Origin of the sequence: Zunongwangia sp. HGR-M22, assembly GCF_027594425.1 — a bacterium.
In the GTDB taxonomy this organism is placed as follows: Bacteria; Bacteroidota; Bacteroidia; order Flavobacteriales; family Flavobacteriaceae; genus Zunongwangia.
The window spans coordinates 3,193,982-3,218,847 of the sequence record NZ_CP115159.1 but is presented as its reverse complement, the minus strand read 5'-3'; the positions used below and the strand labels follow the sequence as shown (position 1 = coordinate 3,218,847).

Annotated in this window: 15 protein-coding genes and 1 tRNA gene; 12 read left to right on the top strand and 4 right to left on the bottom strand. The window is 34.7% G+C overall.

Features of this window, described 5'->3' with window-relative positions:
• Positions 1–60: 60 nt before the first annotated feature.
• The 6 genes from PBT91_RS13895 (at position 61) to bglX (ending at position 12,110) form a co-directional block, all read left to right on the top strand.
• On the top strand, positions 61–2,757 hold the full coding sequence (locus PBT91_RS13895) for a helix-turn-helix and ligand-binding sensor domain-containing protein (protein ID WP_270059058.1): 2,697 nt from the start codon (positions 61–63) through the stop codon (positions 2,755–2,757).
• Positions 2,758–2,980: 223 nt separating this feature from the next.
• Entirely contained in the window at positions 2,981–5,956 is a 2,976-nt protein-coding gene (locus PBT91_RS13890) for a SusC/RagA family TonB-linked outer membrane protein (protein ID WP_270059057.1), read from the top strand.
• Between the two features lie 14 nt (positions 5,957–5,970).
• Positions 5,971–7,449, top strand: a complete 1,479-nt coding sequence (locus PBT91_RS13885) for a RagB/SusD family nutrient uptake outer membrane protein (protein ID WP_270059056.1) — start codon at positions 5,971–5,973, stop codon at positions 7,447–7,449.
• Between the two features lie 65 nt (positions 7,450–7,514).
• Complete coding sequence (locus PBT91_RS13880) at positions 7,515–8,897, top strand: glucoamylase family protein (protein WP_270059055.1); 1,383 nt, start codon at positions 7,515–7,517, stop codon at positions 8,895–8,897.
• A 42-nt stretch (positions 8,898–8,939) separates the two neighbouring features.
• Positions 8,940–9,671 (top strand): prolyl oligopeptidase family serine peptidase, encoded by a 732-nt coding sequence (locus PBT91_RS13875; RefSeq protein WP_270059054.1) that lies wholly within the window; start codon positions 8,940–8,942, stop codon positions 9,669–9,671.
• Positions 9,672–9,812: 141 nt separating this feature from the next.
• The gene (gene bglX / locus PBT91_RS13870; protein WP_270059053.1) at positions 9,813–12,110 is read left to right on the top strand and encodes a beta-glucosidase BglX; all 2,298 of its coding nucleotides are present in this window, start codon (positions 9,813–9,815) and stop codon (positions 12,108–12,110) included.
• 82 nt (positions 12,111–12,192) lie between these two features.
• Here bglX and PBT91_RS13865 read toward each other — a convergent pair whose 3' ends face one another.
• On the bottom strand, positions 12,193–13,089 hold the full coding sequence (locus PBT91_RS13865; RefSeq protein WP_270059052.1) for an alpha/beta hydrolase: 897 nt from the start codon (positions 13,087–13,089) through the stop codon (positions 12,193–12,195).
• Positions 13,090–13,194: 105 nt separating this feature from the next.
• On the opposite strand from PBT91_RS13865, the gene PBT91_RS13860 reads away from it, so the two are divergent.
• Both PBT91_RS13860 and PBT91_RS13855 read left to right on the top strand, forming a co-directional pair.
• Complete coding sequence (locus PBT91_RS13860) at positions 13,195–13,644, top strand: GatB/YqeY domain-containing protein (protein ID WP_270059051.1); 450 nt, start codon at positions 13,195–13,197, stop codon at positions 13,642–13,644.
• Between the two features lie 29 nt (positions 13,645–13,673).
• Positions 13,674–13,747: transfer RNA gene (locus PBT91_RS13855), tRNA-Arg, on the top strand.
• A 293-nt stretch (positions 13,748–14,040) separates the two neighbouring features.
• On the opposite strand, the gene PBT91_RS13850 is transcribed toward PBT91_RS13855, so the two are convergent.
• The 3 genes from PBT91_RS13850 to PBT91_RS13840 are packed head-to-tail and all read right to left on the bottom strand — an operon-like array spanning position 14,041 to position 16,778.
• The gene (locus PBT91_RS13850) at positions 14,041–15,975 is read right to left on the bottom strand and encodes an AsmA-like C-terminal region-containing protein (RefSeq protein ID WP_270059050.1); all 1,935 of its coding nucleotides are present in this window, start codon (positions 15,973–15,975) and stop codon (positions 14,041–14,043) included.
• Positions 15,972–16,448, bottom strand: a complete 477-nt coding sequence (locus tag PBT91_RS13845; protein ID WP_270059049.1) for a hypothetical protein — start codon at positions 16,446–16,448, stop codon at positions 15,972–15,974. Before PBT91_RS13845 ends, PBT91_RS13850 begins: the two co-directional genes overlap by 4 nt.
• Before the next feature lie 18 nt (positions 16,449–16,466).
• Positions 16,467–16,778: a hypothetical protein gene (locus PBT91_RS13840; RefSeq protein WP_270059048.1), complete on the bottom strand. Its 312-nt coding sequence runs from the start codon at positions 16,776–16,778 to the stop codon at positions 16,467–16,469.
• Between the two features lie 669 nt (positions 16,779–17,447).
• On the opposite strand from PBT91_RS13840, the gene PBT91_RS13835 reads away from it, so the two are divergent.
• From PBT91_RS13835 to PBT91_RS13820, 4 genes are all read left to right on the top strand, one after another.
• A complete protein-coding gene (locus PBT91_RS13835; protein WP_270059047.1) occupies positions 17,448–19,205 on the top strand; it encodes a hypothetical protein in 1,758 nt (585 codons plus the stop codon).
• A 265-nt stretch (positions 19,206–19,470) separates the two neighbouring features.
• Entirely contained in the window at positions 19,471–21,261 is a 1,791-nt protein-coding gene (locus tag PBT91_RS13830) for a sulfatase family protein (RefSeq protein ID WP_270059046.1), read from the top strand.
• A 4-nt stretch (positions 21,262–21,265) separates the two neighbouring features.
• The gene (locus PBT91_RS13825; protein ID WP_270059045.1) at positions 21,266–22,411 is read left to right on the top strand and encodes a formylglycine-generating enzyme family protein; all 1,146 of its coding nucleotides are present in this window, start codon (positions 21,266–21,268) and stop codon (positions 22,409–22,411) included.
• A gap of 92 nt (positions 22,412–22,503) precedes the next feature.
• Entirely contained in the window at positions 22,504–24,840 is a 2,337-nt protein-coding gene (locus PBT91_RS13820; RefSeq protein WP_270059044.1) for a TonB-dependent receptor, read from the top strand.
• The last annotated feature ends 26 nt before the right edge of the window (positions 24,841–24,866 follow it).

Below are 24,866 nucleotides of genomic sequence, written 5' to 3'. Positions count from 1 at the left end.
ATTAACCCTACTTGCTCAAATAGAATTTTTATAAACTTTCTATTGTTTTTCAATTTATTGTTGATCAGTATTTTAAGCACCAAAGTTTCTACTGCACAGCAATTAAATCCACCTATACAAAATTATACTTCATTCGAATACAGTGCGGCTAGTCAAAATTGGGATTTATCAATAGATGAACGCGGAATTATATACAGTGCGAACAACAAAGGTCTTTTAGTTTTTAATGGTTTAAAATGGAAAATTTTCAATTTAGAAAGTGGTTCCATAATTCGCTCTGTTTTTGCGTATAAAGATAGAGTTTATACAGGGTCATATTTAGAGTTTGGCTATTGGAAACGGAACTCTAAAGGCACTTTTGTCTATCATTCTTTAAAACATCTTTTTAAAGACATAGAACTTAGTAATGAAGAATTTTGGGGTATTAAACAATATCATGGCAATATCTATTTTCGATCTTTCGCAGGATTATATAAATATAACGGCGAAGAAATAGTGAAGATTGAAAGTGGTGTTTTTACCAGTATGATATTGTTCAAAGATCGGTTGTTTGTCGCTAAGGGCAGGGATGGTTTGTTTACAGTAGGTATGAATGATAAATTGACTCATTTTGAACCTTCAGAAATAATTAAAAATACTATTGCAGATATAATTGTACATAATAAGAAATTAATTGTAGGCTCTAAAGATCGGTTATATCAGTTAGATGAAGAGCTCAATCAGTTTGAACTAATTAGTCCTGAGGTTAATGATTTTATTAGTAGAGCTGAACTTAATAAACTTAGTTCTTTGTCAAGTAATGTTTTAGTAGTAGGAACTTTAAAAAATGGTTTTTTAACTTGGAATATTGATACTGGCAAGATCCAAACATTTGATAGAACAAACGGCTTGCAAAACAACACCATTCTTTCTATGGACGTCTTCAATGGAAATTTGTGGCTTGGTCTTGATAATGGGATTGATAGGGTAGAGGTGGAATCTCCCATAAACTTTTATACAGATAGTTATGGAGAACTAGGTACTGTTTATGATATGATTAAAGAAGAAGATCATTTTTTCCTTGCAAGTAATACGGGTGTCTATTATTTAGATGATGAAGGTCTCAAATTACTTAAGGGTGCCGAAGGTCACTCTTGGAATCTAACTAAAACAAAAAACAGGATTATAAGTAATAGTAATGCTGCGACTTTTCAGATATATAAAGACCGAGCTGTTGCTTTAGATAATTCTACGGGAAGTTTTGAAAGTGAATTGTCCCCTAACAAAGATTTTTGGATAGGAACTTATACCGGTTTAGCGAAGCTGAGTGATACCGCTTTCACTCGCTTCGAAAAACTGGATTTTCCGGTTAAAAAGATTGTGTTTGAAAATGAACGGGTTTTATGGGCGGCACACCCTTACGAAGGAATTTATAGGATTAGCCTGAGCGAAGATTTAAAAGGAACAACTGAAGTATATTCATTACCAAGTTCAGATAGTCTGGAGTTTTTTAATCCTGAAATTTATAAGATTAATAATCAAATTGCGGTTTATTCTAATTCAAAATGGTATCGATATAATTCATTTTTAGATAAATTAGAAATTTTCGATGAATTGAAGCACCTTAATTCAAATCGACTTTTAGAAGAACGGAATGGTTATTATTGGTTCATAAATGCTAAGAATAATGATTTGGTGTATACAGATCTTAAAAACCAAAACCTAATTTTGCCTTCCCATAGATTAGAAGATCGATTAGTTAAGGATTATGAGAATATTATCTCCACTTCAGATTCCATATATTATGTTACTCTTAAAGATGGTTTCGCAAAATTAAATATTAAAGGTTTGCAACAAGAGCAAAAAAAGGTATTTATAGCGAAGCCTTATGTAGCAGGTCTCGAGGGTGTTAAATTAGAATATGATATAATTGAGCATCCCGATATTGCCTTCGAGGATGCTAAATTCTTAACTTTTGATATAGGTTATCCACTTTCTGATTCTCAGAATATTCAATACCGTTTAATAGGTAACGATACGGTAAACGGGCTCTTGGATAGTGGCAATTTAGAATTTCAGAATTTATCTTCCGGTGAATACGAATTGCAACTACAACCCATTAGCAGTGAAGAGGATATGATTGAAACTTTCAATTTTAGAGTGCTTCCGCCATGGTATTTATCAACTATAATGAAGATAGTTTATTTTCTCTTTTTTGTGTGTTTAATAACGCTAATCTACTGGTACAATCGAAAACGCTTAAAAAAGCACCGTATTCTTATAGAACAGAAATTTGAAAAAGAGCATAACGAACGAATTAATCGTTTGGAAAAAGAGCGTTTGATGGATGAGATCGACATGAAGCGTAAAGAATTGGCGAATACAACCATGATCGCTGCTAAGAAGAATGAAGTGCTTATGGAAATTCAGGGTGAATTGAATAAGGATAAGTCTAAAATGAACGAATATCGCTTAAAAAACATTATGACTAAAATTAATGCTGCGATAAAAAACAAAGATGAGTGGCAGGTTTTTGAAACCAATTTTAATGAAATACACGAAGATTTCTTTAAAGATATTCTAGAGGTTTATCCAGCCTTAACAAGTAAGGATTTAAAATTATGCTCTTATCTAAAAATGAATCTCACTTCAAAAGAAATTGCTCCACTAATGGGAATTTCAGTAAGGGGCGTAGAAGTACATCGATATCGCTTAAGAAAGAAAATGGATTTGGATAAAAACGAGAATCTAACAAACTATCTTATTAAAAATTTCTAAATTTTTAAAAATTCACGCTTAATTTTCTAATTTATTACTACTACAACACTACATCACCGCTGTATTTTGCCCTTTGAATTTTACTACAAAATATATTTATAGTACTGATTTTTAGAATTTTAAAAATATAAATCTCTTGATGTAGTAGATGTGTACTATATCGTTTGCGTTGTTTTTGCTTCTAAAGCTATATTTCGGCAAAATTAAGTAAACATTAAACCGTATGAAATTCAAATTAATTACTGTTTTCGTCATGCTTCTATCCTATATAGGTATGGCACAAGAAACCAAGACCATTAGCGGTACTGTTACAGATACTGCTGATGTGCCGTTGCCTGGTGCTCAATTAAAAGTACAAGGGAAAGAGATTTTTACAGTTACCGATTTTGATGGTAATTTCTCTTTAGAAGACGTGGTTGAAGGTGATACTTTTCGAGTAACCTTTTTAGGTTTTCAACCTACTGATATTACTGTTGATTCCCAGAATCAATATAGTATTAAACTTAAGGAAGAAGCTGCAGCTTTGAACGAGGTTGTTGTAATTGGGTATGGAAAAGCTGAATCTCGTGATTTAGCGGGAACAATTTCAAACCTTAAGGCCGAAGAAATTAATGATTCCCCTACAACGTCTGCGTTGCAGGCTGCGCAAGGTAAACTTCCTGGTGTACAGGTCGTAAATGACGGATCTCCGGGATCTGTTGGTAATGTAAGAATTAGAGGTGCAATTTCAGTACTTGGTGGTGCAGATCCGCTTTATGTAGTTGATGGAGTTATTACTCAGGATATAAGTGGTATTGCAAACTCAGATATTGAAAGTTTTGATGTCTTAAAGGATGCTTCTTCTACTGCTATATATGGTGCTAGAGGTGCGAATGGTGTCGTTTTAATCACCACTAAATCAGGTAAGGGAAAAATGAACATCTCTCTTTCTTCTACTACAGGTATTAATACTTTGGTGAATGGAGTAGACATGGCTAATGCACAGGAGTATGCGCGTTATACAAATGAAGCTTTAATTCGTGGAGGCAACGAACCTGCATTTTCTGACTCAGAAATTGGAGGCCTTCAAACTACAGACTGGATGGACCAGATCACTAGAGAAGGTTTATATCAAAATTATAATATCTCTGTTTCAGGAAGTAAGGAAGATGTAGATTACTACGTTTCTGCCAACTATTTGGACGAAGAAGGAATATTAAAAGATAACGATTATGAACGTTTAACTGTACGCTTAAACAATACTTATCATCTAAGTGAAAATATACGTATTGGTCATAATTTAAGTTTAGTGAGACAAAGAGGGTTTAATCCTTCATTTGCCAATTTCACCAATGCTTATAAACAATCACCACATATTCCTGTAAGAGATGAAAATGGGAACTATAGAAGTACTAACGTGAATAATGTTGGTAATCCTGTAGCAAATATTGAAAATAATAAGAATGTTAACGAACAAGTTCGAATTTTAGGTAATGCTTGGGGTGAAATTGACATTTTTGATTGGTTAACCTATCGTTCTAGCTTAGGTGTGAATGTGCTTAGAGAGAAAAATAGAAGTTATGGTGCTAGATATATTGTAGCTAACGAAAGTGGTAATCAAATTAATAATCAAAATCAGGTTTTAACAATTCGTGATTATGATGAAGAGCGATTTAACTGGGATAACTTTTTAACTTTCGATAAAAAATTCGGTAAACATGACATTAATCTTACTTTAGGATTAACTTCAGAAAGAATAGCATCTGAGGAATTAGAAGCTGCGCGTCGAGGTGTACCACCTTCAGATAACTTATTGTATTTAGGTATAGGTGAGCAAGAAGGGCAAACGATAACTAATGAGGGTGACCGCTCTAGTCGTCTTGCTTATTTCTCACGTTTACTTTATAATTTTGATAAGCGATATGTTTTTAATGCAACAATTCGTAGAGAAGGATCTTCAAAATTTGCAGAATCTCAGCGTATAAAATACTATCCATCTTTTGGTGTAGCCTGGAATATTGATAACGAAGAATTTTTCAGCAATCAAAACTTCCTTAGTAATCTTAAATTAAGAGGTAGTTATGGATTGGTTGGTAATGATCGTATCGATTCTGGTCTCTTCCTTCAATTAATAGATTTTTCAGCTTATCCATTCCCAGGTGGTGTAGCTATCGGAGGTTCTTCAATTCAGCAGTATGATGAGAATCTTACTTGGGAAACTACTACAGAACTGGACTTAGGTATTGAGTTTGGATTGTTGGATAATAGATTGAGTGGTGAATTCACGTATTACGACAAAAAAACCGATGATATACTATTCCCATTGGCTTTGCCACAAACTTCAGGTGATGATAGTTTTGTAACCAACGCTGGAAGCATCCAGAATACAGGTGTCGAGTTTGCTCTAAACTGGTCTGATGTTTCAGAGAGTGGAGATTTTAGCTATAATATTGGTTTCAATATTACTAAAAATGAGAACGAGCTTACTAACATTAATCCGGTGATAGCAAATGCAACTCCGTTTATTGATAGTGGAAATTTAGAAAATGGACAGATCGTTACTAGAACCGTAGAAGGTAATGAACTTGGTACATTTTGGTTATATAAAACAGATGGTGTTTTTGAAAATCAAACGGAAATCGATAACAGCGCACAACCAGGAGCTAAAGTTGGAGATTTTAGATATGTAGATACTAATGGCGATGGCTCTATTACGCAAACCGATAGACAATACATGGGATCTTATCAGCCAGATTTTTACTACGGAATTAATTTGGGAGTAACATATAAGCAAGTGGACTTTTCTACCTCTTTATTCGGAAACTCAGGAAACAAAGTATTTAATGGTTTAAGAGCACAAAGATTTAGTGGAGAGAACATAGATTCAGATTTGTTTGGAGAGAGATATACTGGAGGTAATGCTAACGGAGGACCGGCAGCTTTTAATGAAGTGCCTCTTCCATCAGATTATTACTTAGAAGACGGCGATTTTCTTCGAGTAAATAACATCACTGTAGGTTATAATTTCTCAGACAATATTCTGGAAGCGATTCAACTTTCTCGCTTAAGAGTGTATGCTACAGCACAAAATGCATTAACGTTCACAAAGTATAGCGGATTTAATCCTGAATTACCAAGGGGAATTCTTGATAGCGGTTTAGAATTGGATGCATATCCAACGACAGCTAAATTTCTTTTAGGATTGAATATTGACTTTTAAAAAATAGTATGATAATGAAAAATTTAAGACTTCAATATAAAACAATGACAAAAACCTTAGTAGTGGTTTCTGCACTGCTGGCAATGTCTTGTTCAGATGATTATTTAGATGTAAAACCTGAAGGCCAGGCCACAACAGGCAGTGGGTATTTTCAGGGAGAAAATGTAGAGCAGGCAGTGGTTGCTTCTTATTCTCACTTGTTAGATTATAGTCAGCATTCTTTTTCTTTCTCTGGTATCTTCAGTATAGCATCAGACGATGCAGATAAAGGAAGTTCGCCAGGAGATACAGGAGCAGATAAAGCTAAATTGGATAATTTTACTCACGAGCCTACAGATGTTTCTGTAGCTGGAATATGGGGAGCAAATTATCGTGGTGTTGCTACTGCAAATACCGGGATTGATATTGTAAATGAACCTTCAAATAATCTGGCTGAAGCAACTATAGCAGAATATCAGGCAGAATTCAAATTCTTTAGAGCATACCATTATTTTACGTTGGTGAAAGTTTTTGGGGGAGTGCCAATTATTACTGAAGAAACAGATCCTAGTGATCAGGAAGCGCTACTTGTAAGAGACAGTAGCGAAGATGTTTACAATTTTATCGTAGAAGATTTAACTGAAGCTTCAGAAAACTTACCACAAACGCCTGCGCAAACAGGTAGAGTTACTAGAGGAACAGCTAAAACTTTACTTGCCAAAGTGCAAATGTATCAAGGGAACTGGGAAGAAGTTTTGGAACTTACTAATGAAGTGATTGCTTCAGGACAGTATGCTTTACATCCTAATTACGAAGAGCTATGGAGAATCCAGAATGAAAATACTGTTGAATCAATATTTGAAGTTCAGGGAAGCTCTTCAGAAAATTTAGGAATTAATAACCTTGCAGAACACCACGGCGTACGTGGCCAGTGGGGATGGGGATTTGATGTACCTTCACAAAGTCTCGTAGATGCTTATAACGCTGCTGGAGATGATATTCGTAAGGATGCAACCATTATTTTCCGTGGAGAAGAAATGTACGATAATGATCTTTACGACAGTGATCCAAATATCTCTGCAGTGGTAAGTGAAGATGCGCCTAATCCTTACTATAGTGAGAAGATGTATTTTGGGCCACTTGCAGCTAATGCCTTGGATAAAAATCTAATATTGCTTCGTTATGCAGATGTATTGCTTATGAATGCTGAAGCTAATAATGAGTTAGGAAATTCAAGTGCAGCCCTGGCCAGTCTTAATGAAGTAAGATCTCGTGTAGAGTTACCAGCAATTACTACCACCTCTCAATCTGAACTTAGACAAACTATTTGGAAAGAAAGAAGATTAGAATTTGGTATGGAATTCGATCGATATTTTGATGTAATTCGACAAGGAAGAGGACAACAGGTTTTTGGACCGCTTGGTTTCCAGGCTGGCAAAAATGAAGTTTTCCCTATTCCTCAAGATCAGATAAGCCTTTCAGGAGGTCTACTAAAACAAAACCCTGGATACTAATAAATCTATTTTAAAAGGTGTTTCGGGAGATTTCTGAAACACCTTTTTTATTTTAAGCTTAACCGATGAATCTAAATAAACACATTATATATCTTCTTTTTTTGGGCTTCGCATTTACCGCATGCAATGACGCTTCAAAAGAAAAATCAGAAGACAAAAAAGAAACTGCTCAGGATTCAACCAAACTGAGTGAAGAAGCTTTAATGGACACCGTCCAGAAGCAAACCTTAAAATATTTCTGGGATTTCGCTGAATCTAATAGCGGAATGGCCAGAGAACGATACCATCCAAACGGAGATTATGGAGAAAATGATCCTGATATTGTCACAACAGGAGGATCTGGATTTGGATTAATGGCAATTGTTGCTGGTGTAGAACGTGGTTTTATTCCTCGAGCAGAAGCCGTTAAGCGTTTTGATAAAATCGCAACTTTCCTAGAAGAAACACCAAAATATCACGGTGCTTTTCCTCACTGGATCAATGGAAGAACTGCCGGAACTCAGGAATTTGGCAACGACACTAAAGACAACGGTGGTGATATTGTAGAAACCTCATTTTTAGCTCAGGGATTTCTGGTAGTGCGCCAATATTTGCAAGATGGCAATGAAGAGGAAAAAGCTGTAGCAGCGAAATTCGATAAATTATGGAAGAATATTGAATGGGATTGGTACACCAATAATAAAAACGGCATTTTTTGGCATTGGTCACCAAATTATGAGTTTCAGAAAAACTTTATGATTGAAGGTTATAATGAATGTCTAATCACTTATATCATGGCAGCAAGTTCTCCAGAACATGCCATAAAACCCGAAGTTTACCATGACGGATGGGCAAGAAGCGGAAATATCACAACAGATAAAAAAGCTTACGGAATTCCGCTAATATTAAAATTTAATACTAATGGCGATAAAGCGGGACCACTTTTTTGGGCGCACTATTCTTACTTAGGTTTAAATCCAAAAGGGTTGAGCGATCGTTATGCAAATTATTGGGATTTAAATGTAAATCACAGCAATATTAATTATGAATATGCTCAGGAAAATCCTAATAACTTCAAAACATATAGCGAGAATAGCTGGGGCTTAACTGCAAGTTATACTAAGAATGAAGACGGAAGTGTAGGGTATACAGCACATTCTCCAGATGATGATAAAGGTGTAGTAGCGCCAACTGCAGCAGTAAGTTCTATCCCTTATACTCCCGAAAAGTCTTTAAAAGCAATAAGATATTTTTACGAAGATCAGCATGATTTACTTTGGGGACCTGCCGGTTTTTACGATGCCTTCAGTTTAGATGGCGGTGATTGGGTGGCTGAAAGATACTTAGCGATCGATCAGGGACCTATGATGGTTATGATTGAAAATTATAGAAGCGGACTCATTTGGGATCTATTTATGAGTGCTCCTGAAGTTAAAAATGGGCTTGAAAGACTCGATTTTAAAAGATAAGGGAATCAGAGTTCAGTTAAGATAAACTCACAAAAAGTAAATATGAAAATATCGAAAATCGTAATATTAGGACTGTTTATTTTCTTCGGAATTTCTGCGGAAGCACAAACCGACGGTATTTCAGAAAATCAATTTAAAGAGAAAGTAGAAATCCCTGTAGATATGGGCTATTTACTTTACAAACCTGAAGGCTATAAGAATTCTAAAAAAGATTATCCTTTAATTGTATTTCTACACGGTGCCGGGGAGCGTGGCACAGATCTTCAGAAAGTAAAAGTAGATGGACCATTTCAATATTTAAAAGATGGCAATGAAATTGATGCTGTAATACTTGCCCCGCAGTGCCCGGAAGGTACGTATTGGCAACCCGATGAAGTTGCAGGTCTAATAAAGAAAATTATTAAAGAAGAACATATTGATCCTAGTAGAGTGTACTTAACCGGTCTAAGTATGGGCGGTTATGGTGTGTGGGCTACCGGTGGAAAATATCCTGAATTATTTGCTGCAATGGCTCCGGTTTGTGGTGCAATTTACAGACCAATTTATAGAAATGCACAACATCTTAAAACAATGCCAATCTGGGTTTTTCATGGAGCGATGGACGATGTAGTTTTACCGCAAAACAGTAACAATATGGTGATGGCTTTAAAACAAGCCGGTAATGCAGATGTAAAATATACTATTTATCCTTTTGCAAATCACAACAGCTGGACAGAAACCTATAATAATCCAGAATTATATGACTGGTTGTTAAGTCAGGAGAAAAAGAAATAAAAAAGTATATTCTATTAGCAATATTAGGAATCTGGAAAGCATTTAAAAAGATTTTAGAAAAAAATAGACAATGCCTATAATTTTAAATAATGCGTGGCAAATCTATCTAATAATACTTAGTACAACCCTAAATAAATTTACATGATAAAGAAAAGTTTAATCACATTATCACTAATTACCGGATGCTTTTTTGCCCCAACAAAAAGCGCTACTGCACAAATTACAAGTGATTCGAAAATGAATGCTAAAGTTGATGAGATTTTAGCCGAAATGACCATCGAAGAAAAGATAGGTCAGCTTAACTTATTAAATCCAGGTGGCGGTGTTGCTACCGGTGCTGTAGTAAGTGATAACGTTCAGCAAAAAATTAAAGACGGGGAAGTAGGCGGACTTTTTGGAGTGGCCGGTCCCGATAAAATTAGAATTGCACAGGATTATGCAGTAAATGATACCCGATTGGGAATTCCGTTGCTAATTGGGTCAGATGTGATTCATGGTTATAAAACAACCTTTCCAATTCCGTTAGGAACTGCAGCTAGCTGGGATTTAGAGATGATCAAAAGAACTGCAGAAATTGCCGCTCAAGAAGCTACAGCAGATGGGATTAACTGGAATTTCTCTCCAATGGTAGACATCGCTCGCGATCCAAGATGGGGAAGAATTGCTGAAGGTGCAGGAGAAGATCCTTATTTAGGTTCTCAAATTGCAAAAGCAATGGTAGAAGGTTATCAGGGTGACGATCTTACTAAAGAAAATACAATGATTGCTACCGTTAAGCATTTTGCGTTGTACGGAGCTTCAGAAGCTGGTCGTGATTACAATACGACCGATATGAGTAGAGTAAAGATGTTCAATGAATATTTACCTCCTTATAAAGCGGCGATCGATGCCGGTGCAGGAAGTGTGATGAGTTCTTTTAACGATGTAGATGGTGTTCCTGCAACCGGGAATAAATGGTTGTTGACAGATCTGCTTCGTGACCAATGGGGATTTGATGGTTTTGTAACTTCAGATTATACTTCTCTAAATGAAATGATCGCTCACGGAATGGGAGATCTTCAGGCAGTTTCAGCATTAGCTTTAAAAGCCGGTTTAGATATGGATATGGTAGGTGAAGGTTTTTTAAATACTTTGAAAAAATCTTTAGATGAAGGAAAAGTAACCGAAGAAGAAATTACCACAGCAGCACGTAGAATCTTAGAAGCTAAATATAAGCTTGGTCTTTTTGAAGATCCTTATAAATACCTAGACGAAAGCCGACCTAAAAAGGATATTCTTTCTGAAGAAAATAGAGCTTTTTCAAGAAAAGTAGCAGCACATTCTTTTGTATTACTGAAAAAAGATGCCGGAGTTTTTCCGCTTAATAAAAAAGCTAAGATTGCACTTATCGGGCCTTTAGCTAACAACAAAAATAATATGTTAGGAACTTGGGCGCCAACTGGTGATCCGCAACTTTCTATTCCGGTTTTAGAAGGAATGAAAAATGTTGCTCCAAAGGCAAAGATTAGTTACGCTCAGGGAGCAAATATTACCGATGATAAGCAATTTGCTGAAAATATAAATGTTTTTGGTCCTCGTGCTGAAATTAGTGAAACTTCTCCTGAAAAAATGTTAGAAGAAGCATTAAAAGTAGCTAAAAAATCTGATGTTATTGTGGCTGTTGTTGGTGAAGCAAGTGAAATGAGCGGAGAAGCTGCAAGTAGAACTAACTTATTAATTCCTGAAAGTCAGAAAAAAATGATTCGTGAATTGGCTAAATTAGAAAAGCCAATGGCACTAGTTTTAATGAGTGGTCGTCCTTTAAATATTTCAGAAGAGTCTGAAATGAATTTAGATATTCTTCAGGTTTGGCATCCAGGTGTAGAAGCAGGTAACGCAATCGCCGATGTTATTTTTGGAGATTACAATCCTTCAGGAAAAATTACTGCATCTTGGCCAAGAAATGTTGGGCAGGTGCCGGTTTATTATTCTATGAAAAGAACAGGAAGACCTGGGGAAGCAGAAGGTTTTGAGAAATTTAAATCTGAATTTTTAGATGTAGATAACTCACCTCTTTATCCTTTTGGATACGGTTTAAGTTATACCAATTTTGAATATAGCGATGTAAAAGCAAGCGCTGATGAATTAAAAATGGACGGAAATATCACGCTAAGCGCTACAATAACTAATACTGGAGATCATGATGGTGAGGAAGTGGTTCAGCTTTACATTCATGATAAAGTGAGAAGCATCACACCGCCAATGAAGCAGCTTATAGGTTTTGAAAAAATTATGCTGAAAAAGGGTGAATCTAAGACGGTTACTTTTGACATGAGTGCTGAAGATTTAAAATTTTATAACAGCAGTTTAGAACACGTAGCCGAGCCAGGCGAATTTGATTTCTTTATCGCAGGAAGCTCTGATGCTGAATTTGAAAATAGCTTTATGCTTACAGAATAATTTGAAGCTTAACTAATTGATTATAATTCCAAAAAAAACCGATGCTAAAAGCATCGGTTTTTTAATTTTAAGATTTTTCGGTCTAAAAAGTATTCTCCATCTGTTGATTTTCAGAATTTAAAAATACATCATCGAAATATTGAAAAACCATTTGTAAATGATCAAAAGGGATTCTTGATATCTCATGTCCTGCTTCAGGGAAGGTATTTAGCATGTAAGATGTATTTAATTTCTTCAATTTATCAGATAAACTTCTGGAGCCATCTAAAATTAGATAGCCAGGTTCATTTTTTTTGCAAAAATGATGAGGTGCGGTAGCGTAAGGAACTAAATTATCAGCAGTTCCGTGGAAAAATATTGCGGGTACAGCATTTTCTTTATCGATATAACGCTTATCGACAATCGCGCCCGCTAAAGATAAAATACCCTTAAATTTAAGATTCTTGTATTCTGAAGCATTTTTTAAAAGCAAATCACGGTTAAAAGCAGCACTTAAAACAGCTTCAGCCCCGGCGCTACTTCCACCAATAATAATTTTATTAGGATCGATATTAAACTGGTCTTTTTTATCAATCATAAAGTTCACGGCATCCAAAAAATCTTCAGCAGCCAGCTGAAAAGTCTCGATTTTTCCCTTAGCATCAAAATCACAACCAAAAGATTGGTCTTTTCGTGTTAGCCGATAAGAAATTTGCACGGCAACATACCCATAACTGGCAGCGATTTTGGCCAATTTTACCTCGTCATCATTACGCGGACTTCCATAGCCAAAACCGCCACCATGCATAAAAATAAATACGGGTCGGTTTTTAAAAGTATTTTCAGGTTCGTAAACATCGAGATATAGTTCTTCATTATCTTTTTCAGCATAAACATGTGTTTTTCGATCTTTTGATCTGTAAATACTTTCGGTAAAATGTTGTTGCGCAGAAACTTGCAGGCTTATAAGGATAACTAAGCCAAAATAGAGGATTCTCATTACTTTATTATGTTTTGATATAAGCTGAAATTAGCGATTTTTGGCTGAATTTAATGTGGTTTTTTTGATTTTAAAATTTTATCTTCGCACTTCAAATTTATTACGATGAGCTTAGAAAAAGACGTAATGACACAGATGAAGGCTGCGATGAAAGCAAAAGATTCAGCAGCTTTAGAAGCTTTAAGAGCAGTTAAAGGAGCAATACTTTTAGCAAAAACTGAAAATAGTCAGCAGGAATTAACTGAAGAGCAAGAAGTGAAAATTGTTCAGAAGTTAGTAAAGCAGCGTAAAGATAGCGCGCAGGTTTACAGAGAGCAAAATAGAGAAGATTTAGCTGAACCGGAAGAGAAGCAGATTGAAGTAATTGCTCAATTTCTACCAGAACAGTTAAGTGAAGCTGAAATTGAAGCTAAAGTAGAAGCAATTATAGCTGAAACCGGAGCTGATGGAATGAAAGATATGGGAAAAGTTATGGGAATAGCTTCTCAACAACTTGCTGGTAAAGCTGACGGAAAAACGATTTCTATTGTAGTTAAGCAAAAGCTTAGCAACTAATAATATTTTCTGACTTTAGTCGGAAAAAAGGCCCCGTGGCGCAACTGAATAGCGCATCAGATTTCGGCTCTGAGGGTTGCAGGTTTGAATCCTGCCGGGGTCACTTTTGAAGAAGATAAATGATTACAAAACCACGCAAATCCTAGGAATTGCGTGGTTTTTTGTTTTGATATTTTAAATTAAATTTAGATCTTTCTTTTTCCAATAAATTGCTATATTGATCTAGTTTATTGTTTTTCGGTATAGAATTCTTTGCGTAATCTACTAAGCCTCTTTTTTAATTTTCTTCGACTCTTTTTCTATTCAAGCACTTGTCTCAAGATATATTTTTCTGAATTCTAAATAAATGCATAAGTGGAAAAAGTGAATGCTGTGATGCGCCTTCAATTATAAATATTACTCAAATTTCAATTCTTCTAAAATTCGTGCTTTCTTTCTAAAGACACTAGAATCAGCTTTTTTAAGTAACCGTTCTTTATCCGTAAAATAATATTTGTATTTGGCGCGGGTGATCGAGATATCATAATCGTCGAAATCTTTGCCGCTAACGTCAACGCCGGTTTTAAAAGGTACGGGAGATTTTAGTACCGAAATGTGATAATCATAGGTCATATCTAAATGTTGTACGCCGCCAATAGCTAAGCGATAGCGATCAATTTCAAGTAAAGCCGGAAGGATGTGTACATCATCTTCTTCAAATTCCATTTCGACTTCTAAATTTTTAACCGGGTTTTTCGCTTTGCTTTTAAACATAAACGTTTTGGCGAGTTCTCTAAACGTCGGCCCATCAAGAACCATAATATCTTTGGCTTTTAGTGCAGCAATACCGCGTAAACTTGAGGTTTCAAAATCTAATTGGTTAGTAAGGTTCACTTTACCTTTAATTCTAAAATCAGCTTTTCCTTCAAAAGCCTTGGCAGCAGGTAGTAAAGAATCTAATGCAGGAATTACTTCATCTAGTTTTCCCATTTCAATATCGGTCATATAAAACTCAAAATCGAGCGAAGGTTTCTGTTTCTCTTTTGCCGTATAGGTTAAGCTGGCATCTAAATTGGCAGCAAGCGTAGTAAAGTGTAAATGATTGAGCTTAAGATTGCCATTTTCAACCTTTGCTTTTCCGTAAATTTTGTTCAATTCCATCTTCCCAAATTCCAATTTTTTAATATTGGTGTTCAGCTGAAAAGCTGAATTTTCCGGTACTTTAAATGCGTGTTTTTCTTGGGCTAAGCTATCACTTGTATCGGTTGTGGTTGCATTCGTATCTTTTGTATTGGCAACTTGGTCTTCGATGCCTGCAAAAACTTGCATTAATTGGTTGGCATTAATCTTAGTAGAATTAACCGATAAATTAGCAGTAACTTGTTCTCCGTTTTTAAATCCTATGGCGTGATCAAGATTTCCGGTGAGTTCAACATCAGAATCTCCAAAGGTCAATTTAGTTTTATCTAACCTAAGGTTGTCATTTTCAAAAGCAATGGTAGAAGTTGGCATTTCCAAACGATGTATTAATTTAGGATTGTAAGCCATTAAATTTTTAAAACGTACCGAACCTTTAGGGAGCCATTTTTTAGGTGCTTTTTTGGTAAGCTCTAGCTCATAGTTTCCTTTGGCAATGGCTATATACGATTTATGGAGTCCTACCGCAACGCTATCAATGCTAAATTGAGAATTGATAGAAGCTGGGCGATCTTTTTCTTTGGTCTGTAATTCGGCATCAATTTGTGCATTTTCAACAAAACCCCAAATCGAATCTTGTGCGTCGAATTTTAATTTTTGAAGTTCAATTTTACTGTTTATATGCGCTTTTTGTTTTCCGGTTTTTGCTATCCAAACTTTTCCTGCTAATTTTTCTGCGGAAGCTTTCAATTGATTTTTAAATTCAACATTAGATTTGATAAGATCAATTTTAGAGGCTAAAGTGTTGTATTCTTCTTTATCTTTAAAGAAGTGAAGATCTAAACGTTTTGAATTAATCGACAGGCTGTCTTTTATCGAGGCAATGGCTAAGTCTTTCAGGTGAACTTCACCTTCAATTTCTAAATCTTTAAACTCGCTATTTTGAAGTTGAGAGGCTAAAAAATGAGTGTTTATTTTTGTATAAATAGTTCCAGCAGCTTTTATGATCTCATCAAAAGGAAAAGCTTGGTAAAGTTGCGTAAGGTTAAGATTTGCGTTCACCTGTACTTGAACTCGCGGATCTAGTAATATTTGCTGAATATTACCGGAACTTTGCAAATTAATTCCGGTACCCAATACTTTTAAATTCTGGATAGTGGCGAAAGAGTTTTCAGGGTTTTGAGCATCTATTTCTGAAGTGATATGCGCGGTCAAATCACTAATTTTTCCTGGAAATCTGTGTATGTCGAAGCGGCATTTTCTAGTTGTAAATTAGCACTAAGTTTAGCATATTCATTTTTAGCATAAAAACCTTCCGTATGCAATTGAAGTTGTAAATCTCCCTGTGTAGAGACTTCTCTTTTCTCTAAAATGGTATGTGGAATTAAATCGATAATATTCTTCAAGTATTTCGTTTGGAGTTCACTATCAATATTGATAAAAGTGCGCTTTTGATTAGGATAGAATTGAATTTCACCTTTATTCTGAAAATCAATATTGTTCACTATAAAATTACTTTTTTGAAGGCTCAATAAGGTGTCTGAAAATGAAAAATACAGCTCGGCATCCATTCTGGTTTTTTCAATTTTAAACTTTTTCTCCGGAACGCGATAAACGGCAATTTCTTTATTCAGATTTTTAAATTTAAGTTTTAAACCCTTGTCGTCTTTAGCAAGATTTAAAAGCATATTAAAATCGTTAACGGCTTAATTTAGCTGAGAAACGCCATCTTTATAGCGTGCTTGGGCGTGATTAATTTCTAATTTTTCAATAGCAAACGCCCTAATCTCTAGTTGCTCGGTAGTGTCTTGAGCTTCTTCTTCTGCGAATTCATGTTTTAAAATGTTCCAATTAGAATCGCCTAAAGAATCTAACTGAAAGTAAATTTGAGGCGCATCAAGTTGAATATTCTTAATATTAACTTCGTTATGTTTTAAGAATTTATAGAGATTAAAGGAAAGTTTTGCTTCTTTAAATTTCACTAAGGTATCTTGTTCGGGATAGCGAGGATTTGGCAATAAGGCGCCTTTCTGAAATTTTAATCCGAGATTAGGAAAGCTTGAAAAAAAGTAAGTTCAATACGTTTACAATCTACTTCACTTACTAAAAATTCGTTGGCAATAGCCAATGCTTTTGGAGTTTTTTTCGGCGTAACTATAAAATTCAGTAAAATGCCTATTGCTAAATTAAGTACTAAAACGAGCGTAACTAATATTCTTAGACTTCTTCTTATTATTATCTTTGTTTTCATTCTAGTATAGAATACAATTTTCTGAGGCTAGGAGAACGTATTTCTTTTATTACAAATATTGAAATCTTTCAACGTATTGTAAAATCTAATAATTTAAAAACGTAATTAATCTGCTGACAGATTTTAAAAATAAGAAAAGATTTTTTTGGAATAAGACCGCCTATTTTGAAGAAATAATCTAGTAAACAATGAGACATATCTTGATATTATAAAAAGAATATAAATATGAGTTACGACTAATTTCTTCATTAATTATAAATGAGTAAAGCTATGAATGACCACATTAAATATCTGAATTTTGCATAATATGAGAATTTCTTAAAACCATTCGATTTCATTTTAAATGAATTGAACGATACAGATTTGCAGCTTGTCGAATAAAAGGCATTAAGCCAAGGTTTTCAAAATAAATTTGTCTGGCTAAAAACCCTACAATATGAAAACCAATAAAATTTTTATAATAATCTGTCTTTTAATGTCAGGTTTTGCTTCAGCACAAATAGGTATAAATACAACCAAACCCGATCCTTCTTCTATAGTGGATATTAGAAGTAAACATGCCGGAGTATTAATCCCCAGAGTAGAATTGACTTCTTTGACCGATAGAATTACTGTTCCTAATCCTGTACTTGGGCTATTAGTTTATAACGATATTAAAAATAGAGATTTAGAAGAACGTTTTTATTTTTGGGATGGTGAAAAATGGGATAAAATTCAATCTCAAAATGATTTTGATTTTCTAAAAGCAAGAATAGATGATTTATCTTCTGGAGCTGGTAATAATGCCTCTGGATCTTGGTCTTTGGAAGGTAATGATCTTGGTTACTCTGGTAATTCAGAAAAGTATATAGGTAGCACTACTTATGCAGAATTAAATTTCCGAGTTAACGATAAGCAAATTGGTAAATTTCATCCTAATGGAGGCGTAAGTTTCGGTATAGGATCTGTGATAGATAATAGTCAGCGTTCTTTTGCGCTAGGACAAGAATCTGATGCCAGCGGAAATCAGGATGCGTTTGCCATAGGTACAAAAGCCAAAGCTAATACCAATAGATCTGTAGCCTTAGGTTATAATGCAGAAACAAATCAAACCAATGCTTTTGCTATGGGTGTAAATTCACGGGCAGATGGTACAAGTTCTTTTGCTGTAGGTAGCAATTCAAAAGCTTCAGCAACCGATGCTTTTGCTATAGGTACGGGATCAAATGCATCTTCTAGCGCCTCTTTAGCGATAGGAAAGAATAGTAAATCTTCCAATGTAAATTCATTAGCTATTGGAGTTTCAGCGAATGCATCAAATCAATTTAGTATCGCACTAGGTAATGGTGCTGCTTCTAGTGGAATGCACGCAATGGCCATTGGAGGAAGTTCTACCGCGACCGCAGACAAATCTATAGCATATGGTTTTAAATCTCGAGCAGATGGCGTAAATTCTATAGCTCTAGGTTACGAGGCTAATACAAAAGGCTTAAATGCTGTTGCTATCGGCTATGGAGCGAAAGCTGATCAAGACAATACTGTAATTATAGGAAATGCTGGATATGACAGTAACGGTGGGAAGAATGATTGGTATAAATCTAAAATAGGAATAGGCACCTATAAACCTGAAGCTAGTTTAGATCTTCACGGAAGTTTTAAATTAGTGGATGGGACTCAAGGAGCTGGTAAGGTATTAACTTCAGATGGCAACGGTAATGCGAGTTGGAAAGAATTTTCTAGTGGTGGAGGTGCTGCCGATAATAGTGCAGAAGTTTTTGGAGATCTTTATAATAATGGGACTCAATTTTTGAGAAACGATAGAAATGCTTTTAGTATCAAATTCAATAAATCTTCTTATTTGAAAAATTCTAGTATGTCTGGAGATGGCATACAGGTACAAAAGTCCGGAGTTTACGAAGCTAATTCTACTATCTCGTTGAAAATAGAAGATGATGATGCTGAAAATACAGTTTACGAATTCTATTTTGCAAAGTGGGGAAGTAAAATTGAAGGATCTTCAGTTTTTATAACAATAGATAGTGCAGTTAAAAATGGCGAAATTTATACAATCAGTTTAAATAAGCTTGTAGAACTTAATCAATGGGAACAATTAGCGGTCTATGCTAGAAAATATAATACTCGTGGGGAAGGCGATAAATTATCTGTGGTAAGTGGAAGTTCTAATTTCAACTTGAAAAGAATAGGAACACTCTAAAATAAAAATATCTTAATTCAAATTGCAATGTTTGAACAATAACTTTAAAGCCCCTATCATGGGGCTAAATTATTTTTAAAGAAATCTAATTATATCAAATCAGTAATTTTAGAGTTCAGCAATAACTAAATCTTAATATTGTTTAAATTTAATTGCGAATTTATTTTAATATTCGTTTTCCTCATTGTTTCAATAATAACAAGGTATTCAGAAAGTATTAAGTTTTATGAAGTAGAAAAGTTGATTAAAATTACAATGCTTCTTTTTGAAACTTGTAGAAAATGCTGTAATATTGCTTTTAAATGAAACAATAAATTATCTCGAAAACGATGTAACTCCCATGAGTGAAAAATTATTCAAACCTTTAGTTATTATTGCGATTCTGCTAGTTAATAGCATGTTTGCTCAGCAAAATAAAAAGCAGCCTAATATTATTTGGATTACATGTGAAGATATATCTCCTTATATGGCAACATTTGGTGATGATATTATCAATACACCAAATATAGATAAACTTGCGGAAGAAGGAGTGAAGTATAATTCTACCTACACTATCGCTGGTGTTTGTGCGCCTAGTAGGGCAGGTATAATTACAGGTATGCATCCAATCTCTGTAGGTGCGCAACATATGCGTACCAGAGCTATTGAAGAAAAATTTATGCCGGAAGGTGTGCCTTTATATGATGCTGTATTGCCGGAGAATGTGAAAGCATTTCCTGAGTATTTAAGAAAAGAGGGATATTACACTACAAATAATTCCAAAGAAGACTACCAGTTTCAAGCGCCGGTGACGGTTTGGGATGAAAGTAGTTCTGCTGCTACTTATAAGAACAGAGACAAAAATCAGCCTTTCTTCAGTATATATAATATTTTTATCACGCACGAGTCTCAGGTGATGAACTATCCAGATAATTTTAGAGTGAGCCCTGAAAGTATGAAGGCGAAAATTCCTGCGTATTACGAAGATTCTCCAACAGTACGTAAAGATTTTGCGAATTTATTTTCGCATATAGAAATGATGGATGATCAGGTAGGAGAGATTATCGCGCAGTTAAAAGAAGACGGAGTTTACGAAGATAGTTATATTTTCTTTTTTAGTGACCACGGCGGTAATTTACCATGGATGAAACGAGAAATTCTAGAAAGAGGAACACATATTCCTTTTTTAGTGAAATATCCTAAAGGTGAAAATGCTCATGCAGAAATAAACGACTTAATTAGTTCAATAGATTTTGCTCCAAGTGTACTTTCTATAGCCAATATCCAGCCACCAAAATATATGCAGGGAAAAGCATTTTTAGGTGAATTTGCAGAAGATACTAAAAGAGATTACGTATATGCTGCGCGTGACAGAATGGATTCCGAATATGATAGAGTGCGTTCTGTGAGAGATAAAGATTTTAGATATATTTATAATTTTAATCCAGAGATACCCAAATATCAAGATATTAAATACCGAAAAGGTATTCCTACAATGAAGGAATTTTTAGATAAAAAAGAAGCTGGAGAAATCACAAATCCTTATTTAGCAGATTGGTTCGAGCCTACAAAACCTGTCGAAGAATTATATAATGTAAGCGAAGATCCGGATGAAGTTCATAATCTAGCCGACAATCCTGAATACAAAGATAAGTTAGAAGAATTGCGTAGAGCCTATCAAAATTGGGTGTCTAGAGTTGGTGATCTTTCTTATATGTCTGAACCTTATATGGTTAAGGAATATATGTGGAATGGTGAAGGAGAAATACCACAAACCAAACCAGTCCAAATTATTCAGGCTAAAGAAGGAATTTACTTAAAAGAGCAAACTCCGGGAACTTCTATTGGTTATAGAGTTGTGAAAAAATCTGATAAAGAAAAAACTGAACTACACGAAGTGAAATCTTGGGATCTTGAAATTATTTTCAACATGAAATCTCAAGGTGAAAAAATAGAAGCTCCTAAACAATTTAAAGTTTATGATGGCGAAGCTATAAAGCTAAAAAAAGGAGAACAATTAGAAATTAATGCTCAGCGAATAGGTTACAAGCCATATTCAACCTTATTCAAAAACTAAAAAGATGTACAATCGTTTAAGCTACATATTTGTAATATTTATACTATTTGTTTCTTGCAAAAATGAAAAACATCAAGAAACAACATCTGTAACGAAAACGGTATCGAAAAAAGATTCCACGTATCTCAGTTGTCACGCTAATTTGCCGAGTCGATTTTCAGTTTCAGAAAAGTCCAACATTTCTGAAAAGAAAAGCGATAGAATTTCTACTAAAGGAATGGTGAAACTTGAAGGTGGTGTGTTTTTAATGGGGGCTTCAGATAATAGAGGTAGAGCAGATGAGTACCCTCAGCATAAAGTAAAAGTAGATCCTTTTTATATGGATGTAACTTCTGTAACGAATGCTCAGTTTGCTGAATTTGTAAAAGCAACAGGTTATGTAACCACTGCCGAAAGAGATGTAGACTGGAACGAGATGAAGAAACAATTACCTGCCAATACCCCAAAACCTGCGGATAGTTTTTTAAAAGCATCATCATTAGTATTTAAAGGTACTAAAAATGAAGTTCCTTTAAATAATCCTTCAGTGTGGTGGGAATGGAAAAGAGGGGCAGATTGGAAACATCCTCAAGGACCTCAAAGCTCTATTGAAGGGAAAGAGAATTATCCGGTAGTACATGTTTCTTGGGAAGATGCGAACGCTTACGCTAAATGGGCAGGAAAACGATTGCCTACAGAAGCTGAGTATGAATACGCTGCTCGCGGCGGATTAAAAAATCAACCCTATCCTTGGGGAAAAGAGGAGCCTTATCATGGTAAGCCTAAAGCCAATACTTGGGAGGGGGAATTTCCTTACAAAAATACAGAAAACGATGGAGCTTATGGAATTGCTCCTGTAAAATCCTATGCGCCTAATGATTTTGGTCTATACGATATGGCCGGTAATGTATGGGAATGGACTGCAGATAATTATAATTTCAATTATTACAAAACAATAACAGAAGAAGTACAGAATAATCCCTCCGGCTCTAAGAATAGCAACGACCCTCGTCAACCTGGAGTTCCGGTAAAAACAATAAAAGGTGGTTCTTTTATGTGTAATGAATCGTACTGTTCTGGCTATAGAGTTTCTTCTAAAATGGCCTCTTCATCAGATACAAGTTTAGAAAACACAGGATTTCGCTGTGTAAAAGAAGTAGTTAGTCAATAATCTATATGAAGTAGAAAAGAATTAAAGAGTTTAAAAAAGTCTTTTCTCATGTAGGGTGAGAAAATTTTATATCAATTTTTAAAAGTTTCAAAATGAAGCATTATATGAACAGGAATTTTACAAAAACAAGTTTAAGCTTATTCTTCGCAGGCTTTTCTTTATTTGCTTCGCAATCGATATTTGCGCAAGAAGATAAAGATAAAAATATAAGTGTTCAGGATTCCATTGCGTTACAGCAAGACTTGAAGGGTGATAAAGAAGTAGAAGGTAAAAAAAATGGCAGCGACAGAAACGTTATGCTAAATGCAGCTAATAATTCTGGTCCAAGAGATGTAAATATAGGTTTACCGGGAAGCGTTGGTGGTATTACTATTCTCGAAAACGATTTACCCGTGGTTTATCTTTTTTGGCCAGAATTGCCAAATAAAACCTGGAGACAAAGTGTAAGCCTTCAAAAAACTGGCCTTTTAAAAATGGATGAATTAGCAGGAACCATGGGAGATTTAGGTTTTGCAGTTAATTCTTACACACAAACAGGGACTGAAGAATTTCAATTAAAAGGAAAGCTTTCAGGAAGCCATTTTGGATGGTTTCAGGGGGATATTAATGTTTCTGGACCAATTTCAGAGAACGGATGGTCCTACACTGCTGGTGCATTTGTAAACTTTGATCCCAGTACTTACGATTTAGGATATAATAATTATGCCGATCAAACTAAAATATTTAGAGCTGGTTTAACCAAACGATTTAAGGATGGAAAAGGCATTTTTAATATTTCTTATAAATATGCGGATTCTTATACCACTACTAATTATGCGGTGGTCGAATACGGTCCAGATGGTGAAGCTAATGAAATAGATGATTTTCGCATTGGTCGTGATTCGTATATAGTTAGAGACGGTAAAGTTCGTTTTAAAGATGTAGATGGGGGAGATTATTATTGGGCATCTATGGATGGTAAAGAAAATACCAATACATCTCATAATATTGATATTTTCGGTAATTATCTTATGGATAATGGTTGGAATTTTAAATATTCTACGCGTTTACACTTGGCTAAAGCTTCTCTATTGAATATTATACCTATTAGTATCCTTTCTAATGATTTGGAAAGCGACGATCCAAATTATAAAGAATTTAGATATCCATCAAATGGAGATTTATATTCTGGGCCAGTAGGCACCCAGTTGGCTATGAATTCTCCTGAAATATCGACGACAGCAATTATGGGAAGATTTTCAATCAATAAGAAAATCGAAAATCACGATGTAACTTTAGGTGTTTTAGAACAATATTATCATGTAGATAATTATGTATCTAATCGTTCGTTGTTTTATCAAACTGTAGAAAATCAACCACAACGTTTGATAGGTTATGGAAATAATCAAGATTTGGTATTAAACCAAATTACTGATGATTATGGATTTTATGGTTATAATGGCAGTGCAGAGTTTCATACCGGAAAGGAAAACAAATTAGCAGCATACGCTAGTGATGATTGGCAAGTAAGTGATCGATTTAATTTAAGTTATGGTCTATTTTTTAGACACCATTATATCAATGGTGAATATTCTTTACAGGATAGAGGAGTAGATTTTACCATTCAGGATGCAGATATTGAATCGGTTAATAAAAACTGGTTTCATATAGCCGGTAAAGTAAACGCTACCTATAATGTAACCAACAAATTTGGAGTATTAGCAAATCTTCAATATACCGAAGAGAATCGTAGGTTAGAAAGTTATTCGGCAAATTTAACGCCAAATGCTAAAACAAGTAAGAGTCCTATGGGAGCTTTTGGTGTATTTTATAATGATAAATGGATAAGTTTAGTCTCACAAGTATCTTATTTAACTAAGAATAACTACTTAAAACGATTTAATTTAGTTAATCCGGACGACGATACTCAGCAACAACAAACTACTACGTACTATGATATTGAAACTTTAGGATGGACTACAGATGTAGTGCTTACGCCTTTTAAAGGCTTTAGTTTTCATGGTTTAGTAACGGTACAGGATCCAAAATATAAAGATTTTACTTTTGAAGCTTTTGGTAATACCTACGATGATAGTGATAAAACCGTATTAGAAATTTCTAAAGTATTGTTAGAGCTAGATCCAAGTTATACCTACAAAGACTGGAGAGTTTGGGCTAGTTTTAGATATTTTAGTAAACAATATGCTAATATCAATAATGCTTTAACTTTTGCACCACGTTGGGAAAATTTTGGAGGAGTTAACTATAAGTATAATGACCATTTAAATTTTGGTCTTACATTGGTAAATTTCTTAAACCAAGTTGGAGCTAAAGGAACTATTAATGGAGCTGAATTAAAAAATGATCCGAGTGAATATTATGGTAATTTATTAACAAGTTCTTATATCAGACCATTTACCGCACAGCTTTCAGTAAACTTTAACTTCTAAAAAACATCAACCAAAAGCATTCAAAT

Excerpts from the sequence above, each read along its gene's own strand:
- bglX (WP_270059053.1), top strand. The coding sequence starts at position 9,813 with ATGATAAAGAAAAGTTTAATCACATTATCACTAATTACCGGATGCTTT.
- PBT91_RS13890 (WP_270059057.1), top strand. The coding sequence starts at position 2,981 with ATGAAATTCAAATTAATTACTGTTTTCGTCATGCTTCTATCCTATATA.
- PBT91_RS13880 (WP_270059055.1), top strand. The coding sequence starts at position 7,515 with ATGAATCTAAATAAACACATTATATATCTTCTTTTTTTGGGCTTCGCA.
- PBT91_RS13820 (WP_270059044.1), top strand. The coding sequence starts at position 22,504 with ATGAAGCATTATATGAACAGGAATTTTACAAAAACAAGTTTAAGCTTA.
- PBT91_RS13885 (WP_270059056.1), top strand. The coding sequence starts at position 5,971 with ATGAAAAATTTAAGACTTCAATATAAAACAATGACAAAAACCTTAGTA.
- PBT91_RS13825 (WP_270059045.1), top strand. The coding sequence starts at position 21,266 with ATGTACAATCGTTTAAGCTACATATTTGTAATATTTATACTATTTGTT.
- PBT91_RS13845 (WP_270059049.1), bottom strand. The coding sequence starts at position 16,448 with ATGCTTTTAAATCTTGCTAAAGACGACAAGGGTTTAAAACTTAAATTT.
- PBT91_RS13875 (WP_270059054.1), top strand. The coding sequence starts at position 8,940 with ATGAAAATATCGAAAATCGTAATATTAGGACTGTTTATTTTCTTCGGA.
- PBT91_RS13865 (WP_270059052.1), bottom strand. The coding sequence starts at position 13,089 with ATGAGAATCCTCTATTTTGGCTTAGTTATCCTTATAAGCCTGCAAGTT.
- PBT91_RS13835 (WP_270059047.1), top strand. The coding sequence starts at position 17,448 with ATGAAAACCAATAAAATTTTTATAATAATCTGTCTTTTAATGTCAGGT.
- PBT91_RS13860 (WP_270059051.1), top strand. The coding sequence starts at position 13,195 with ATGAGCTTAGAAAAAGACGTAATGACACAGATGAAGGCTGCGATGAAA.